The sequence below is a fragment of the Mycobacterium sp. IDUB_9 genome (assembly GCF_055419505.1).
Map to the genome: position 1 here is coordinate 871,534 of NZ_JBVAXU010000001.1, position 15,949 is coordinate 887,482.

16 protein-coding genes are annotated in these 15,949 nt (G+C 67.1%); 9 read left to right on the plus strand and 7 right to left on the minus strand.

The genetic code is table 11. The annotated features are described in order from the left end of the window. The first annotated feature begins 65 nt into the window (after positions 1-65). The 4 genes from ACZY08_RS04245 (at position 66) to ACZY08_RS04260 (ending at position 4,962) form a co-directional block, all read left to right on the plus strand. Positions 66-1,589: a Re/Si-specific NAD(P)(+) transhydrogenase subunit alpha gene (locus ACZY08_RS04245; protein ID WP_463743330.1), complete on the plus strand. Its 1,524-nt coding sequence runs from the start codon at positions 66-68 to the stop codon at positions 1,587-1,589. 36 nt (positions 1,590-1,625) lie between these two features. After that, entirely contained in the window at positions 1,626-3,065 is a 1,440-nt protein-coding gene (gene pntB / locus ACZY08_RS04250; RefSeq protein WP_463743331.1) for a Re/Si-specific NAD(P)(+) transhydrogenase subunit beta, read from the plus strand. 124 nt (positions 3,066-3,189) lie between these two features. Beyond that, the gene (locus tag ACZY08_RS04255) at positions 3,190-3,573 is read left to right on the plus strand and encodes a RidA family protein (RefSeq protein WP_463743332.1); all 384 of its coding nucleotides are present in this window, start codon (positions 3,190-3,192) and stop codon (positions 3,571-3,573) included. A 252-nt stretch (positions 3,574-3,825) separates the two neighbouring features. Next, positions 3,826-4,962 carry an acyl-CoA dehydrogenase family protein gene (locus ACZY08_RS04260; protein WP_463743333.1) on the plus strand — a complete coding sequence of 379 codons (1,137 nt, stop codon included), beginning with the start codon at positions 3,826-3,828 and terminating at the stop codon, positions 4,960-4,962. Here the strand turns inward: ACZY08_RS04260 and ACZY08_RS04265 are convergent. Beyond that, positions 4,940-5,851 (minus strand): alpha/beta fold hydrolase, encoded by a 912-nt coding sequence (locus ACZY08_RS04265; RefSeq protein WP_463743334.1) that lies wholly within the window; start codon positions 5,849-5,851, stop codon positions 4,940-4,942. The genes ACZY08_RS04260 and ACZY08_RS04265 overlap by 23 nt on opposite strands. 92 nt (positions 5,852-5,943) lie before the next feature. Between ACZY08_RS04265 and ACZY08_RS04270 the strand changes: the two genes are divergently transcribed. After that, positions 5,944-7,572 (plus strand): LCP family protein, encoded by a 1,629-nt coding sequence (locus ACZY08_RS04270; RefSeq protein ID WP_463743335.1) that lies wholly within the window; start codon positions 5,944-5,946, stop codon positions 7,570-7,572. 6 nt (positions 7,573-7,578) lie between these two features. Here ACZY08_RS04270 and ACZY08_RS04275 read toward each other — a convergent pair whose 3' ends face one another. Together ACZY08_RS04275 and ACZY08_RS04280 are read right to left on the minus strand one after the other, a co-directional pair. Next, positions 7,579-8,745: a sensor histidine kinase gene (locus tag ACZY08_RS04275; protein WP_463743336.1), complete on the minus strand. Its 1,167-nt coding sequence runs from the start codon at positions 8,743-8,745 to the stop codon at positions 7,579-7,581. A 1-nt stretch (position 8,746) separates the two neighbouring features. Then, a complete protein-coding gene (locus tag ACZY08_RS04280; protein WP_463744143.1) occupies positions 8,747-9,397 on the minus strand; it encodes a response regulator in 651 nt (216 codons plus the stop codon). Between the two features lie 42 nt (positions 9,398-9,439). On the opposite strand from ACZY08_RS04280, the gene ACZY08_RS04285 reads away from it, so the two are divergent. After that, positions 9,440-10,321 (plus strand): LysR family transcriptional regulator, encoded by an 882-nt coding sequence (locus ACZY08_RS04285; protein ID WP_463743337.1) that lies wholly within the window; start codon positions 9,440-9,442, stop codon positions 10,319-10,321. Between the two features lie 46 nt (positions 10,322-10,367). Next, entirely contained in the window at positions 10,368-11,609 is a 1,242-nt protein-coding gene (locus ACZY08_RS04290; RefSeq protein WP_463743338.1) for an MFS transporter, read from the plus strand. Here ACZY08_RS04290 and ACZY08_RS04295 read toward each other — a convergent pair. Further along, on the minus strand, positions 11,555-12,040 hold the full coding sequence (locus tag ACZY08_RS04295) for a nuclear transport factor 2 family protein (RefSeq protein WP_463743339.1): 486 nt from the start codon (positions 12,038-12,040) through the stop codon (positions 11,555-11,557). The two genes, ACZY08_RS04290 and ACZY08_RS04295, sit on opposite strands and share 55 nt — an antisense overlap. A gap of 55 nt (positions 12,041-12,095) precedes the next feature. Here ACZY08_RS04295 and ACZY08_RS04300 point away from each other — a divergent pair, with 55 nt between their 5' ends. Beyond that, positions 12,096-13,316, plus strand: a complete 1,221-nt coding sequence (locus ACZY08_RS04300) for an acyl-CoA dehydrogenase family protein (protein ID WP_463744144.1) — start codon at positions 12,096-12,098, stop codon at positions 13,314-13,316. Next, positions 13,313-14,119: a tyrosine-protein phosphatase gene (locus ACZY08_RS04305; protein ID WP_463743340.1), complete on the plus strand. Its 807-nt coding sequence runs from the start codon at positions 13,313-13,315 to the stop codon at positions 14,117-14,119. Before ACZY08_RS04300 ends, ACZY08_RS04305 begins: the two co-directional genes overlap by 4 nt. A 76-nt stretch (positions 14,120-14,195) precedes the next feature. On the opposite strand, the gene ACZY08_RS04310 is transcribed toward ACZY08_RS04305, so the two are convergent. Genes ACZY08_RS04310 through ACZY08_RS04320 form a run of 3 tightly spaced genes read right to left on the minus strand, consistent with a single transcriptional unit; the run spans position 14,196 to position 15,945 of the window. Beyond that, a complete protein-coding gene (locus tag ACZY08_RS04310; protein WP_463743341.1) occupies positions 14,196-14,723 on the minus strand; it encodes a YceI family protein in 528 nt (175 codons plus the stop codon). Further along, positions 14,720-15,226, minus strand: coding sequence for a DUF456 domain-containing protein (locus ACZY08_RS04315; RefSeq protein ID WP_463743342.1), 507 nt, complete (start codon positions 15,224-15,226; stop codon positions 14,720-14,722). Before ACZY08_RS04315 ends, ACZY08_RS04310 begins: the two co-directional genes overlap by 4 nt. Next, positions 15,223-15,945 carry a methyltransferase domain-containing protein gene (locus tag ACZY08_RS04320; protein WP_463743343.1) on the minus strand — a complete coding sequence of 241 codons (723 nt, stop codon included), beginning with the start codon at positions 15,943-15,945 and terminating at the stop codon, positions 15,223-15,225. The genes ACZY08_RS04315 and ACZY08_RS04320 overlap by 4 nt, the downstream gene beginning before the upstream one ends. Positions 15,946-15,949 lie beyond the last annotated feature (4 nt).

Below are 15,949 nucleotides of genomic sequence, written 5' to 3' on the forward strand. Positions count from 1 at the left end.
ACACAAATGCGACACTCTTCCAGGCTGGACGAAGAGGCCTACCACAAAGAAACGGAGCGGAGTCGATGCTCATCGGGATCCCGCGCGAGTCCCTACCAGGGGAAACGCGCGTCGCCGCCACGCCGCAGACAGTCGGGCAGATCATCAAGCTCGGGTATGCGGTAGTCGTAGAAAGCGGCGCCGGTGCTGCCTCGAGCTTCTCCGACACCGCCTACGTAGATGCTGGTGCCGAGGTCGGCTCGCCGTGGGACGCCGACGTCGTGCTGAAGGTCAACGCGCCTGATGATGCCGAGATCGGCAAGCTCCGCGACGGAGCGACGCTGGTGAGCTTGATCTCACCCGGGCTCAAGCCCGAGCTGGTCGAGAAGCTCTCCACCCGCCCGATCACCGTGCTGGCCATGGACGCAGTGCCGCGTATCTCGCGGGCCCAGTCGCTGGACGTGCTGTCGTCGATGGCCAACATCGCGGGCTACCGCGCAGTGGTCGAGGCAGCCCACGCATTCGGCCGGTTCTTCACCGGTCAGGTGACCGCTGCAGGCAAGGTGCCGCCGGCCAAGGTGCTCGTGGTGGGTGCCGGCGTGGCCGGTCTGGCCGCCATCGGCGCAGCCGGCAGCCTCGGCGCGATCGTGCGGGCCACCGATCCCCGGCCCGAGGTCGCCGATCAGGTCGCCTCCCTCGGCGGCGAGTACCTGTCGGTGGATCCGGCGGCGGCCGAGGTGTCGGCCACCGGCTACGCCAAGGAGATGGGCGACGACTACAAGGCCCGCGAAGCGGCGTTGTACGCCGAGCAGTGCAAGGACGTCGACATCATCGTCACGACCGCACTGATCCCCGGAAAGCCCGCGCCCCGCATCATCACCGCCGAGATGGTGGCCTCGATGAAGTCGGGCAGCGTGATCGTCGACATGGCCGCGGCCAACGGCGGCAATGTCGAGGGCACCGTCAAGGACCAGGCGATCGTCACCGACAACGGCGTGACGATCATCGGCTACACCGACCTGGCCGGCCGCCTGCCTACCCAGGCCTCCCAGCTGTACGGCACCAACCTGGTGAACCTGCTCAAGCTGTTGACCCCGGAGAAGGACGGCAAGGTCGTCCTCGATTGGGACGACGTGGTGCAGCGCTCGATGACTGTGGTGCGCGACGGGGAGACCACCTGGCCCCCGCCACCAGTGCAGGTCTCCGCGGCGCCCACCGCGCAGCCCGCCGCCACCCCGGTCGCCAAGCCGGAGAAGCAACCCATGTCGACCGGGCGCCGGCTCGGGGTCACCTTCGGCGCAGCCGCCGCGATCTTCGCCCTGATCGCGATCTCGCCGGCAGCGCTGCAGGTCCACCTGACCGTGTTCGCGCTGGCGATCGTGATCGGCTACTACGTGATCGGCAATGTGCACCACGCGCTGCACACTCCGCTGATGTCGGTGACCAACGCGATCTCCGGAATCATCGTGGTGGGCGCCCTGCTGCAGGTCGGCACCCACGACGTCGCCATCACTGTGCTGGCGACCTTGGCGATCCTGCTGGCCAGCATCAACGTATTCGGCGGCTTCGCGGTGACGCGTCGCATGCTCGCGATGTTCTCCCGCAGCTAGATCCGGCGTGCCCACACAGACTTTGGAATGGATTCCATGTTCACCTTAGAAAACGTTGCCACGGCCGCCTACGTCATCGCGGCCCTGCTCTTCATCCTGGCTCTGGCCGGACTGTCCAAACACGAAACCTCCCGCGCCGGAAACACCTTCGGCATCGTCGGCATGGCGGTAGCCCTCGTCGCGACCATCGCGCTGGCCTTCGACCGCAAGATCGAACCGCTGGGCCTGGCCCTGCTGATCGGCGCCATGATCGTCGGCGCCGCGATCGGCCTGTGGCGCGCCAAGGTCGTCGAGATGACCGGCATGCCCGAACTGATCGCGCTGCTGCACAGCTTCGTCGGTCTGGCCGCCGTACTGGTCGGCTGGAACGGCTACCTGCACATCGAGGGTGATCCGCACGGGCACGAGGCCGCAGAGCTGGCCACGCAGGGCATGCTCGGCATCCACTCGGCCGAGGTGTTCATCGGGGTCTTCATCGGTGCCGTCACCTTCACCGGTTCGATCGTGGCCAACCTGAAACTGTCCGCACGAATGAAGTCCGCACCGCTGATGCTGCCCGGCAAGAACTTCCTCAACGTCGGCGCGCTGGTCGTGTTCGCTGCGCTGACGGTCTGGTTCGTCATCGAGCCGCACCTGTGGCTGCTCATCGTGGTCACCGTGCTCGCGTTGCTGCTGGGCTGGCACCTGGTGGCCTCCATCGGCGGCGGCGACATGCCCGTCGTGGTGTCGATGCTCAACAGCTACTCGGGCTGGGCCGCGGCGGCGTCGGGCTTCCTGCTCGGCAACGACCTGCTGATCATCACCGGCGCCCTCGTCGGCTCCTCCGGTGCGTACCTGTCCTACATCATGTGCAAGGCCATGAACCGGTCCTTCATCTCCGTGATCGCCGGTGGTTTCGGCATCGAGGCCGGCCCGGCCGAGGACAAGGACTACGGCGAACACCGCGAGATCAACGCCGAAGGTGCGGCCGAACTGCTCAGCCACGCCGACTCGGTGATCATCACCCCCGGCTACGGCATGGCCGTCGCCCAGGCCCAGTACGGTGTGGCCGACCTGACCCGCAAGCTGCGTGAGCGCGGCGTCAACGTCCGCTTCGGCATCCATCCCGTCGCGGGTCGCCTGCCCGGCCACATGAACGTGCTGCTGGCCGAGGCCAAGGTGCCCTACGACATCGTGCTCGAAATGGACGAGATCAACGACGATTTCGAAGGCACCTCCGTTGTACTCGTGATCGGCGCCAACGACACCGTCAACCCGGCCGCCGCCGAGGATCCGAGCAGCCCGATCGCCGGCATGCCGGTGCTCACGGTTTGGAACGCCGACCACGTCATCGTGTTCAAGCGCTCCATGGCCTCGGGCTACGCCGGTGTGCAGAATCCGCTGTTCTTCCGCGAGAACACACAGATGCTCTTCGGTGACGCCCGCGACCGGGTCAACGACATCCTCGCGGCACTGCCCGCCGCGGAGCGCGTCTAGGTTCCTCTGCCGGATTTCTCCGGCGAGCAGACACAAACCTGCCCCTTTTCGCCGTGAAAAGGGGCAGGTTTGTGTCTGTTCACGGTCAGAACACGACGTGCGTGCACTCAACGAGGAGCAATGTATGAAAATAGTTGTCCCGCAGTGGATGCAACCGATGTACGACGCCCACCACTTCGCGCCGGCGGTGATCGACGGCGATCACCTGCGCTGCTCGGGCATGATCGGGATGCGCCCCGATATGTCCGTGCCGGCCGAACCCCGGGCTCAGTTCACGCTCGCCTTCGAGAATCTGCGCGGGCTGTTGGCAGAAGCCAGGCTGACGTTCGCCGACGTCGTCGACATCACCAGCTATCACGTTGGCCTGCAGCAACATGTGCAGACTTTCGGTGAGGTCAAGGACGAGTTCGTGGCCGCGCCGTATCCGGCCTGGACCGCCGTCGGCGTCACCGAGCTTGCCATGCCGGGGGCACTGGTCGAGATCCAGATCATCGCGCGGATCCCCTGATCCGACCGCGAGCCGGACCCCACCACATACCTGTTTCGGGACACTGCGGCGAACGTGCAGGCAAACGTCGCCAATTGCGGCGGATTTACGGGGAAAAGCTGCACGTTCGTCACAGTGCGTGTCGACACAACTACATGGTCGTCCGATCGGCGCCAACGGCGGGATTTCCGCCGCCCTCCGGGTCGTATTCGGCGTTCTGACCCCAGCCACCTTCTCCGACGAGCAGACGCAGAGAAACTAGGATGTGCAACTATGCCGGTTGACCGCCTCCTGCCCTCTGACGACGCTCGTGACCTCATCACGCTGACCCGCGATGTCGCCGACAAGGTTCTGGACCCGATCGTCGACGAGTACGAGCGCGACGAGAAGTACCCCGAGGGCGTCATGGCCCAGCTCGGCGCGGCCGGGCTGCTGAGTCTGCCTCAGCCCGAGGAGTGGGGCGGCGGTGGTCAGCCGTACGAGGTCTACCTGCAGGTACTCGAGGAGATCGCGGCGCGGTGGGCCGCGATCGGCGTCGCGGTCAGCGTGCACAGCCTGTCCTCGCACCCGCTGCTGTCCTACGGCAGCGAGGAGCAGAAGAAGCGCTGGCTGCCCGGCATGCTCTCCGGTGAGCAGATCGGTGCCTACAGCCTGTCCGAACCCCAGGCCGGCTCCGATGCCGCCGCACTGAACTGCAAGGCAACGCGCGACGGCGACAACTATGTCCTCAACGGCTCGAAGGCGTGGATCACCCATGGCGGGAAGGCCGATTTCTACACGCTGTTCGCTCGTACCGGTGAAGGGTCGAAGGGCATTTCCTGCTTCCTGGTCCCTGCCGATCTCGACGGCCTGAGCTTCGGGAAACCCGAGGAGAAGATGGGTCTGCACGCGGTGCCCACCACCTCGGCGTTCTACGACAATGCCCGCCTCGACGCCGGTCGGCTGGTCGGGGAAGAAGGGCAAGGCCTGTCGATCGCATTCTCCGCGTTGGACTCCGGCCGCCTCGGCATCGCCGCCGTCGCGGTCGGCATCGCCCAGGCCGCCCTGGACGAGGCCGTCCGGTACGCCAACGAACGAACCACGTTCGGCCGCAAGATCGTCGACCATCAGGGGCTCGGTTTCCTGCTCGCCGACATGGCCGCCGCGGTGGTCAGCGCCCGCGCCACCTATCTGGACGCCGCGCGCCGTCGCGACCTCGGCCTGCCCTACTCGACCCAGGCCAGCGTCGCGAAACTGATCGCCACCGACGCCGCCATGAAGGTCACCACCGATGCCGTGCAGGTGTTCGGCGGGGTCGGCTACACCCGCGACTTCCGCGTCGAGCGGTACATGCGGGAAGCCAAGATCACCCAGATCTTCGAAGGCACCAATCAGATTCAGCGCCTGGTCATCTCGCGGGGGCTGTCTTGACGAACGGCGCCACAGCGGCCAGGAACTGATCGGGCTGCTCGACCATCGGACTGTGCCCGGAACCTTTGATCACCACGGGCGTCAGCCCGACCGCGGTGTAACGCTCCACATTCGGCGCCGTCGGGGTCAGCACGTCCTCGTCGCCCCACAACACCAGCACCGGCTTGTGCAGGGCGGCAAGCGTTTCCGCAGTCGGGCGCAGACCTTCGGTGGAGTCGCACAACCCGGTGTAGGTCAGGCGCTCCAACGAGCGGTGCGCATAGCCGGGCACCGGATAGTCCGCGGCGAACCCGGTCTGCAGCGAACTCTCGCTGATCGCGTCGACACCGCGGACAAGATCCATCGCCGGCCCGATCACCGGCCAGCAGACCATTTGTCCGAGCAGCGGCATGCTGACCAGATCGTCGGCGCCCGGGGTATCCGAGACCACGACCCGCTCTACCAGGTCGGGATACTGCCGGGCCAGTTCCGCCGAGACGGCACCGCCCATCGAATGCCCGATCAGTACCGCATGCCGCACCCCGAGTGCCACGAGCGCGTTGCGCACCGCGGTGGCCTGCGCATCCGAGCGGTACGCGGCGCCGTCGGCGGGTGCCTCCGAGCCGCCGTGACCGACCAGGTCGATCGCAATCACCCGCTGATCGCGGGCCAGCTGCGGGGCCACCTGCTCCCACCACTCGATCGAGGCCGAGTACCCGTGCAGCAACACCACTGCACGGTCCCCCGGCGGCCCGTACTCGCGCACGTCGAGGTCGGGGCCCTCCAGCTCCAGCACGTGCCCACCTGCGAAGGGCTCAGCCTGGCGGTGCTCCTTGGTCGCCACCAGTTCGTTCAGCAGCAACGCCACCACCGCCAACACCAGCACGCCCACCGCGATGCGCAATTTCACCTTGCGCACGCTAATGCCGAGACGTCGGCGTTGACCAGCAATTTTCCCCGGTGGTGGGAGTCTCAGCGAACGGCCTCATAATGACAGGTGCGATGAACACACCTGCCCACGCCGCCAGCGTCCCCCGGCACCGTATGCCGCGTCGGGGCGTGCGGGCGGCCCGACGCGCCGCCGTCGGCCTGGTTGCGGCGTCGGTAGTGGCCGGTACCGGCGCGGGCTGGGTGACTTACCACGGTGCCCTGGACGGCATCACCACCTCCAACGCACTCGACGGTGGTCCCGTCTCGGCGGGCGACACCGAGAACATCCTGATCATGGGGCTGGACAGCCGGCTCGATCAGCACGGCAACCCACTGCCCGAGGATGTCTACCAGGCCCTGCACGCCGGCGACGAGACCGTCGGCGGCTACAACGCCAACGTGCTGATCGTGGTGCACCTGCCCGGCGACGGCGGCCCGGCCACCGCATTCTCCATTCCCCGCGACGACTACGTGGACCTGGCCGGTTGCGACGTCTCCCCGTGTAAAGGCAAGGTCAAGCAGGCCTACGGCTTCGCCTATCAGCGCGAGATGGAATCCCTGGAGTCCGACAGCGGTGATACCGCCGGACATGAACAGCAGGCACGAGAGGCGGGCCGCAAGGCAGAGATCGCCACGGTACGTAATCTGCTCGGCATTCCGATCGACCATTTCGTCGAGGTCACCCTCGGCGCATTCTTCGAAATCGCCAAGGCGGTGGCACCGATCACCGTCTGCCTCAATGCCGACACCTCAGACCCCTACTCCGGGGCCGACTTTCACCAGGGTGTCCAGGAGATCAACGCGGCCCAGGCGATGGCCTTCGTGCGCCAGCGTCGTGATGTCAACGACGAGAACTTCACCGACCTCGACCGCACCCGCCGTCAACAGGCGTTCATCGCCGCGCTGGTATCGGCACTGGGCAAGAGCGGAACGCTGAACAGTTCGGCCGGATTGCGCAGCCTGCTGGGCGTGGTCAAGCAGAACGTCGCGCTCGACGCGGGATTCGACCTGCCCAGTTTTGCCCGCCGTGCCTCCGCGCTGACCGACAAACCGCCGACGCTCTACACCCTGCCGATCAAGGAGTTCAGCCAGAACGCCTACGGCGAGGACATCAACCTCGTGGATGTGCCGACGATCCGCAAGATCGTGCATGACCTCGTCTCCAAGGATGACGCCACGACGTCGTCGGCACCCACCGGCAAGGCTCAGACGCTCAATGGGCATGGTGCGGTGCTCGACGTGGTCAACGCGTCGACCTACAGCGGACTGGCCGCCCAGCTCGAGACCACCTTCGGCGCGCATGGATTCACCGAGGGCCAGATCGGCGACGGCGAATCGCTGGCTGCCACCACCACGATCGACTACGGGACCGGTGCAGAGGCCGCCGCTCAGTCGCTGGCCGATGAGCTGGGCGTGATGGCGAACCAGTCCTCCGAGGTGGTGCCCGGAACGGTCCAGTTGACGGTGGGAACCGATTTCCCCGGTGACGATTACCTGTCCGGATCGAGCGATACGACATCGCCGACGGGGTCGGAGTCAGAATCTGGGTCGGGCTCCTGGGACTCGAGCAGCGAGACGACAGAGGAAACCACGCCCAGCACCCCGGTGACGACGGTGGCCGCCACGGCGACCGGCACCTATACCCCCGCGCCCACCGACCTGAGCCAGATGAAGGTCTCCGGTATTCCCTGCGTGAAATAGCCTCGACTACAAGGTGACCCGGACCTGGGTGCCGAACCCGGCCTCCGAGCTGATCGCCATCGAGCCGCCCATGGCGTCGATACGAACCTGCAGTGAGGCCAGCCCGATGTGCCCCTCGGCGACGGACTGGGCCAACTTCGACGGGTCGAACCCCTTACCGTTGTCGGCCACGGTCAGCACGACGCGCTCCCCCGACCGGTAGAGGCCGACGGAAATCGTGGTCGCCCCGGCATGTTTGTTGATGTTGGCCAGCAGCTCGCGGGCCGCCCGGTACAGCAGTGCCTGCCCAACGGGGCGCCCGACGTCCTCCAGATCCGCTCGCACGGCGATATCTGGTCGAGTCTCGTACTGGCGCAACAGTTCCCGCACCGCCGGGGTGAGCCCCAGCTGAGCCAGCACCTGCGGATGCAGCGCGGTGACCGTGGAGCGCAGTCCGGCCGCGGTCTCCTGCAGCGCGGCCTGCACCCGGTCCAGGCCGGGATCCGGGGTGCGTTCGCGGATCTCGTCGAGGTCCAGGCGCGCGGCCAGCAGGGTCTGCAGCGGCCCGTCGTGAAGATGTTCGGCGAGTTCGGCATTGCGCAGGTCGTCGGCCCGGGTGGATTCCGACACCAGCTGGCGGCGCACCTCCATCAGCGTCCGCACCCGGGCCGAGCGGCGGGCCAACACAAACGACAGGGCAGCCGACGCTACCGCCAGCCAGACCAGAAAGCCCACATGCATGTAGACGATGTTGGGCAGACCCACGTTGTCGTCGCGCTCGGAATACAGGATCCACACCGCCAGGTACCCCAGTGCGGTGCTGCCACCCAGCAGCGCGGTCAGCCACGGACGATCTTGGAACGCAACGGAGATGGGCAACAGGAAGAACACCGGCAGCAGCGCCGCGGTGGCCCCGCCCGACACCGCGCACAGGGCGACCAGCACCAGTACGTCGACTGCGGTGGAGGCCCACTCGGCCCAGGGCGGCATGGGCCCGCGGAACACCACCACCAGCCACAGCACCGCGACGGCGGCGTACACGCTCAGGATCACCGCGTACAGGACAGGCAACCAGTGGTCGACCTCCCACACCGACACCAGCACCACGATCAGGCCGATCAGCGGAAGCCGCAGCAGCGCCGAGACCCGAACCGGTTGGGTGGTGAAGAATTCGACGACGCGCCCGCCTGCCATGTCAGTCCAGCAGCCGGCGGCGCATCGCCTCTGCGACGGCCGCGCCCCGATCGCTCACGCCCAGCTTCTCGTAGAGGCGTTGCACGTGGGTCTTCACGGTCGACGGCGCCAGGAACAACTCCTTGGCCATCGCCGGGATGGAAAGGCCCTTGGAGATCATGCTGAGCACCTCGCGTTCGCGCGGGCTGAGCACGGGTACATCTGGTTCGTTGCGACGACGGATCTCGCCGGCCAGCCCGGCCGCCAGGTTCGGGTCGAGCACGTCGCGGCCCTTGGCGCAGGACAGCACGGCGTTCACCAGCTCGCTGCGGGTGGACTCCTTGGACAGGAACCCGGCCGCGCCCTGCTGCAGTGCGGTGTAGACGATCGCCGACTCGTCGTGTGCGGAGACCAGCAGCACCCGGGTGGGCAACTCGTCACGGACGACCGCCGCGGCCACCTGGGCCCCGTCGAGCTGTGGCATCCGGTAATCGAGCAGGGCGACCTGCGGCTGGTGGGTCCTGATCAATTCCAGTGCGTCGGCGCCGTTGTCGGCCTCGGCCACCACGTCGATCTCGCCGCTTGAGGTCAAGGCGCGCACCACGCCTTCGCGGAACATCGGATGGTCGTCGCCCACCACCACCCGCACCTTTTCGGCCATGCGGCTCAGCATGGCACAGCGCGGGTCGATGATCAGCGCGTTTAGAGTCGGCGTATGCATACCGACGAGCTGCAGTGGTTCGTGGTGCTCGCCGAAACCGAGCACGTCACCGACGCCGCAGCCGAACTCGGCATCAGCCAGCCCACGCTGTCGCGCGCACTGGCCCGGCTCGAGGAACAGGTGGGGGTTCCGCTGTTCGATCGGGTGAACCGGCGGCTTCGGCTCAACGCCTACGGACACATCCTGTTGGAGCACGCCCGCCGCAGTATCAGCGAAATCCGTTCGGCCACTGAAAGAATCGCCGAGCTACGGGATCCCGATACCGGGACGGTGCGGCTGGCCTTCCTGCATTCGCAGGCCGGATGGTACGTGCCGGATCTGTTGCGCCGGTTCCGGACCGAGGCTCCGCTCGTGCGGTTCGAGCTGTTCCAGGGCGCGGCCCACGAAATCGTCGAACGCCTCGCGGGCGGTGAGGCCGACCTGGCGATCACCTCGCCGCGGCCGGACGGATACCGCTGGCGCGGGCTGTACATGGAACGGTTGTGCCTGGCCGTGCCGCGCGGGCACCGGTTCGCTCGCCGGTCCAGGATCCGGCTGTCCGACGCCGGGTCCGAACCCTTCGTCGCTCTGGCACCCGACTTCGGGTTGCGTCAGCTCACCGACGAACTGTGCGCCGAGGCCGGCATCTCGCCGCCGGTGGTGTTCGAGGCCATGGAGATCCCGACCATGGAAGGGCTGGTGGCAGCGGGTTTCGGGGTCGCGGTCGTTCCGGTGCCCCGCGCCGAACGCGCCGAGCCGGGCGCCGCGTATGTGCCGCTGTCGGAGAGTTCGGCGAAACGTCAGATCGGGCTGACCTGGTACGCCGACCGCCCGCTGCCTCCCGCCGCGGCGCGCTTGACCGAATTCATCATGCAAAATGTTCATGAGCTTGACTAAAGCCATGCATTGGACACATCTTGGCCGGCGTCCTACCGTCGACTGAGTGTCCACCTCCCTGACCTCAGTTGAATGGCAGGGGCACTCCCGTGGCTCGACCGAGTACCGGCGGCTCCTGGCTGCACTGTTCTGCGCCGGCGTCGCGACCTTCGCGCAGTTGTACTCGCCCCAGGCCGTGCTCCCACTGATCGCCCAGGACCTGGGCACCGGAGCCGCTCATGCCGCGCTGACGATCTCGGCGGCCACGGTGGGCCTGGCACTGGGCGTCATCCCGTGGTCGGCGCTGGCCGACCGCATCGGCCGAGTGCAGGCCATGACGATATCCATCACGGCCGCAACAATTCTCGGCTTGATCGTGCCCCTGGCACCGGGCACTGCCCTACTGCTGTCCGGCCGGCTCCTCGAAGGGCTGATGCTGGGCGGGGTGCCCGCGGTGGCAATCGCGTACCTCACCGAGGAGATCGACGCCGGGCACGCCGCCCGCGCGGCAGGCACCTACGTCGCAGGCACCACCATCGGCGGGCTGGCCGGGCGCCTCGTGACCGGACCGATCGCCGAGTTCGCCGGATGGCGCGTCGGCGTGCTCGTGGTCGCGGTGTTGTGCGGTCTGTCGGCATTCGCGTTCGTCAAGCTCGCCCCGCCGGCTCGGGGCTTCACCCCGTCCCGCAGCCGTGACCTGGCCCGTCGGCTGGCCGAGAACCTGCGCTCCCCACGTCAGCTCGTGCTCTACAGCCAGGGATTCCTGCTGATGGGCGGCTTCGTGGCGATGTACAACTTCCTCGGATTCCGGTTGATGGCCGCACCGTTCAATCTGCCGCAGACCGTCGTCAGCCTGGTGTTCCTGGCGTATCTGGCCGGCACCTGGGCCTCGGCTCGGGCCGGCGCCGAGGCAACCCGGTTCGGCCGCAAGACCGTGCTGCTCGGATCCATCGCCACGATGATCGGCGGCGTCGCGATCACCCTGGCCGGCAATGTCGTCGCCGTGCTGATCGGGCTCCTGATCGCCACCGCCGGGTTCTTCGGCGCGCATGCCATCGCCTCAGGATGGGTTGGTGCCGCCGCCGGCGACGGCAAGGCCCAGGCGTCCTCGCTGTACAACCTCTTCTACTACGCGGGGTCCAGCGTCATCGGCTGGGTCGGCGGGCTGGCGTTCGACGCCGCGGGTTGGCCGGCGGTGGCGGGCACCGTGATGGGCCTGGCCGCGCTCGCCGGGGTGCTGGCTCTGACCCTCAACTACCAGAGCTCGATGTCCCGGCCGTACTCCTCCTCCGGGCGCGGACCGAAGTAGCGCCGCTGCGACTCCTCGATCGCGACATCGTTGATGCTGGCCTCGCGGCGGGCCATCAAACCCTCGGGTGTGAACTGCCACAACTCATTTCCGTAACTGCGGTACCACTGGCCCGGTGCGTCGTGCCACTCGTACTGGAACCGCACCGCCATCCGGTTCTCCCGAAAACCCCACAGGCTCTTGCGCAGCACATAGTCCAATTCGCGTTCCCATTTCGCGGTCAGAAACTCCACGATCTGCTCGCGTCCGACGATGTGTAGGTCGCGGTTCCGCCACTGCGAATCGGCTGTATACGCCCGGCTGACCTTCTCCGGGTCACGCGTGTTCCATGCATCCTCGGCGGCTTGGACCTTCTGCACGGCTGTTTCGAGAGTGAAGGGCGGGAACGGCGGGCGGCTTTCGGGCGGGACGGGCGGGAAGCTTCCGGTCATGCCACCTTTCTACCTGTCTAACCATGTGGCTATCGTGGCTGGCATGGACTTCGCGCTGTCGGCCAAAGCGGCTGATTACCACTCCCGGCTCACCGACTTCATGACCGGGCATGTGCTGCCGGCCGAAGCCTCCTACCACGCCTATCGCGAAGAGAAGGGCCCCAAGGACCACACGGTTCCCCCGGTGGTCGAGGAGCTCAAGGTCAAGGCCCGCGAGCTCGGCCTGTGGAACCTGTTTTTGCCCTCCGAATCGGGCCTGACCAATCTGGAGTACGCGCCGCTGGCCGAACTGTCGGGTTGGAGCTTGGAGATCGCCCCGGAGGCTCTGAACTGTGCGGCGCCAGACACCGGGAACATGGAGACCCTGCACCTGTTCGCCACCGAGGCGCAGCGCAAGCAGTGGCTGGAGCCGCTGTTGGCCGGCGAGATCCGCAGTGCGTTCGCGATGACCGAGCCGGCGGTGGCGTCCTCGGATGCCCGCAACATCGAGACCACGATGCTGCGCGACGGGTCCGACTACGTGATCAACGGCCGCAAGTGGTGGATCACCGGTGCGGCCGATCCGCGCTGCAAGATCCTGATCGTGATGGGCCGGACCAATCCCGATGCGGCGTCGCATCAGCAGCAGTCGATGATCCTGGTGCCCGTCGATACCCCCGGGGTCGACATTCAGCGTTCCCTGCCGGTGTTCGGTTGGCAGGACCAGCACGGGCACTGCGAGATCGTGTTCGACAATGTGCGGGTGCCTGCGGAGAACCTGCTGCATGAAGAGGGCAGCGGTTTCGCGATCGCCCAGGCCCGGCTGGGCCCGGGTCGCATCCATCACTGCATGCGTGCCCTCGGGGCGGCCGAGCGGGCGTTGGCATTGATGGTGGACCGGGTGCAGAAGCGCATCGCGTTCGGTAAGCCGTTGGCGGAGCAGGGTGTGGTGCGTGAGTCGATCGCCAAGTCCCGCAATGAGATCGATCAGGCTCGGCTGCTGTGTGAGAAGGCTGCCTGGATGATCGACCAGGAGGGCAACAGGGCTGCCCACGTGCTGGTGTCACAGATCAAGTCGGTGGCCCCGCAGATCGCCTGCGACGTCATCGACCGGGCCATCCAGGTGCATGGCGCGGCCGGGGTCAGCGACGATGTTCCGCTGGCCCGACTGTATGCCTGGCACCGCGCGATGCGCCTGTTCGACGGACCCGACGAGGTGCACATGCGGACCATCGCGCGGGCCGAACTGGGCCGGGAGAAATCCCCGCTGGCGACGGCGGCGGTGACGGCGAAATGACCAGCAATGGAACCGACCTGGGCGAACTGGCGGGGGCATGGAACTTTCGGGACGTCGCCGAGGTCGCCGGTATCCGGCCGGGCCTGCTGTACCGCTCCAGTGAGTTGAGCCGGCTCACCGACGACGGCCGCGTGGCATTTCGCGGGCTGGGCATCACCGACGTCGCCGACCTCCGCTCGCATCAGGAGGTGGCACGACGCGGGCCGGGCCAGGTCCCCGACGGCGTGACGGTGCACATGCTGCCGTTCCACCAGGACGACGACTCCGACCAGGACGCACCACACGAATCGACGTTTCAGCGGGTGATGGCCGAGTCGCCCGACGGTGAGGATGTCTCCGCATCCGCGCGCCGCTACATGACCGAGGTCTATGAGGAGTTTCCGGGCCTGCCCGGCGCGCATACCGCTGTACGGCAGGTGATTTCGCTGCTCGCGGCGAACCGCCCGGTGATCGCGCACTGCTTCGCAGGCAAGGACCGGACGGGGTTCACGGTGGCGACCGTGCTCACCGCGGTCGGCGTGAAGCGCGATGCGGTCATCACCGATTTCCTGCGCAGCAACGACGCAACCTTCGCCCTGCGGGAACGCATCATGGAATCGGTACGGGCCCGCTCGGATTCGGCCGAGGCCATCACCTACGCCGAAGCCCGGTTGTCCGACGACGTGCTGGGCGTGCGTGAGGAGTACCTCGACGCGGCGTGGCGGAAGCTCGACGCGGCCTACGGGTCGGTGCAAGGTTTCCTCGAGGCGTCGGGGGTGTCTGCCGAGGAACTCGCCGCACTGCGCGCCAGGCTGGTCGGTTAGCGACTTTTCAGCGACAGTCGGGCACAACGCCTGTCACTTCGAAATCGGCACCTGCGACGGCTATGACCCGTCTACCTCAGGCCGGACGGGTCACCGCCAGACTCACCCCGACCTCATCAGCCACCTTCATCGCTCCCATCAGCATCGAGTACGGCTTGAGGCCGAAGTCGGTGTGGCGCACAGTTGCCGCGCCGAGTAAGGAATCGTCGGGGACCTCAACTTCGACGGTCTGCTCAGCGGAGCGGCCGGCAAGGTCGAGAACCCCCACGAGCCGGACCACAGAACCGGAGCGCTCGATCGATGTGGACCGGAAACGGGCCTGCGGAAATTTCTTTGCACGCAACGTCTTCAATGCATTGGATCGAATCAGAATCTTCTCGGCGCCCGACAACGGAGTCATACCGCCCTCGCCCCGCAGCACATCGAGAGAGTCGAGGTCAACCGTCACCTCGACTGCCGACGGGACCTCGCCATCCCAGTCCACCGTCGCTCGCCACGAGCGCATGGCGATGGTCAACCGATGTCCCATCCGGGACGCACTGCCCGTCACGCCGGTACGCAGCAGCAGTTCGCCCGCGTCGGGGCCCAGGGTCCACTGCGTCACGACACGATCACCAGACCCACCACCCAGGTGATGGTCGCGAGTAACGCTCCGGTCAGCTCGACGCCGACTGACAACGCAACGCCCTTGAGCGCGTGCACCGTTGACGTCCAGGCCCACCGGTAGTCGCGGCGCGAGGCCAACTCGGCCAGGTACACACCGGCGACGAATCCGATCACCAACCCGATCACCGGGATGACGAAGAAGCCGATCAGGCCGAGTATCCCGCCGGCCACCAGGCTCCAGATCCCCACCTCGGCCGCCCGCATCCGCCGGACCGGCCACGCGTACTTGATCACCTCGGCCGTCACGAAGAACACGGCCGCGACCCCGAGCGTCACCCAAGCGACGGTGGCGTGCGCCGCATCTGCCCGGGCCTCCCAGATCGCCCACACCGCGATCGCGGCGAACACCAGGAATCCGCCGCCGGGCAGGACCGGCAGCACGATGCCGAGAAGTCCGATCGCGATCACCAATGCGACAAGAACAATGCCGAGCGTGCTCACGGTTTCTGCCCGCGCACCCACTGCATGGTGCCCATGGACTTGGACCGCACCCGCTCCAGACCCAGCCCCTCGAACCGGTCGGCGAGCTCATCTTCGGAGAAGAAGCGCGCACCGCCCTTCGCCAAGAGCTTCGCCGGCCCCCGGGTTGTCGCCGTCGGCACCATGATCGCCATCCGTCCGCCGGGGCGCAGCACCCGCGCCATCTCCGCCAGTGCCGCCTCGGCGTCCGGGATCAGCTGCAACACCGCGATCGACGTGACCGCATCGAAGACGTCGTCCCGGAACGGAAGCTTCTGGGCGTCGGCGCGCAGGAAGCCGACCTGGCGGCTCGCCTCGGCCTCGACCGCGCGGGCGAGCATGGGCTCGGAGATGTCCACACCGAACGCGAACCCGTCCAGCCCCGCCGACCGCGCCAGCGCGGCCGTCACATTGCCCGGACCGCTGCCGACATCGAGTGCGAGGCCGCCGGGCGGAATGTTCAGCCATTCGGTGGGCTCATGCCACGCCGTCATCAGCTTGCGGCCGATCCCCTGAGCGTTGTCGTAAAGCCGCGATCCGACCGGGGACGCCCACACCTTCTGGATGAATCCCGCGTTCTTCGGGGCGTCACTGCCGTCGCCCAAGAGGTCGAGATACCCCTTGCTGACATCCGGCTCGGCCGGCGGATCGATCAGGAGATCCAGGACCTTGCGTAGTGCCTGACTCGATGCGGTGTCCACACCT

What these genes read in the sequence shown, in the direction of transcription:
- pntB (WP_463743331.1), top strand. Translation starts at nt 1,626, where the DNA reads ATGTTCACCTTAGAAAACGTTGCCACGGCCGCCTACGTCATCGCGGCC.
- ACZY08_RS04285 (WP_463743337.1), top strand. Translation starts at nt 9,440, where the DNA reads ATGCATACCGACGAGCTGCAGTGGTTCGTGGTGCTCGCCGAAACCGAG.
- ACZY08_RS04255 (WP_463743332.1), top strand. Translation starts at nt 3,190, where the DNA reads ATGAAAATAGTTGTCCCGCAGTGGATGCAACCGATGTACGACGCCCAC.
- ACZY08_RS04280 (WP_463744143.1), bottom strand. Translation starts at nt 9,397, where the DNA reads ATGCTGAGCCGCATGGCCGAAAAGGTGCGGGTGGTGGTGGGCGACGAC.
- ACZY08_RS04260 (WP_463743333.1), top strand. Translation starts at nt 3,826, where the DNA reads ATGCCGGTTGACCGCCTCCTGCCCTCTGACGACGCTCGTGACCTCATC.
- ACZY08_RS04275 (WP_463743336.1), bottom strand. Translation starts at nt 8,745, where the DNA reads ATGGCAGGCGGGCGCGTCGTCGAATTCTTCACCACCCAACCGGTTCGG.
- ACZY08_RS04245 (WP_463743330.1), top strand. Translation starts at nt 66, where the DNA reads ATGCTCATCGGGATCCCGCGCGAGTCCCTACCAGGGGAAACGCGCGTC.
- ACZY08_RS04295 (WP_463743339.1), bottom strand. Translation starts at nt 12,040, where the DNA reads ATGACCGGAAGCTTCCCGCCCGTCCCGCCCGAAAGCCGCCCGCCGTTC.
- ACZY08_RS04270 (WP_463743335.1), top strand. Translation starts at nt 5,944, where the DNA reads ATGAACACACCTGCCCACGCCGCCAGCGTCCCCCGGCACCGTATGCCG.
- ACZY08_RS04305 (WP_463743340.1), top strand. Translation starts at nt 13,313, where the DNA reads ATGACCAGCAATGGAACCGACCTGGGCGAACTGGCGGGGGCATGGAAC.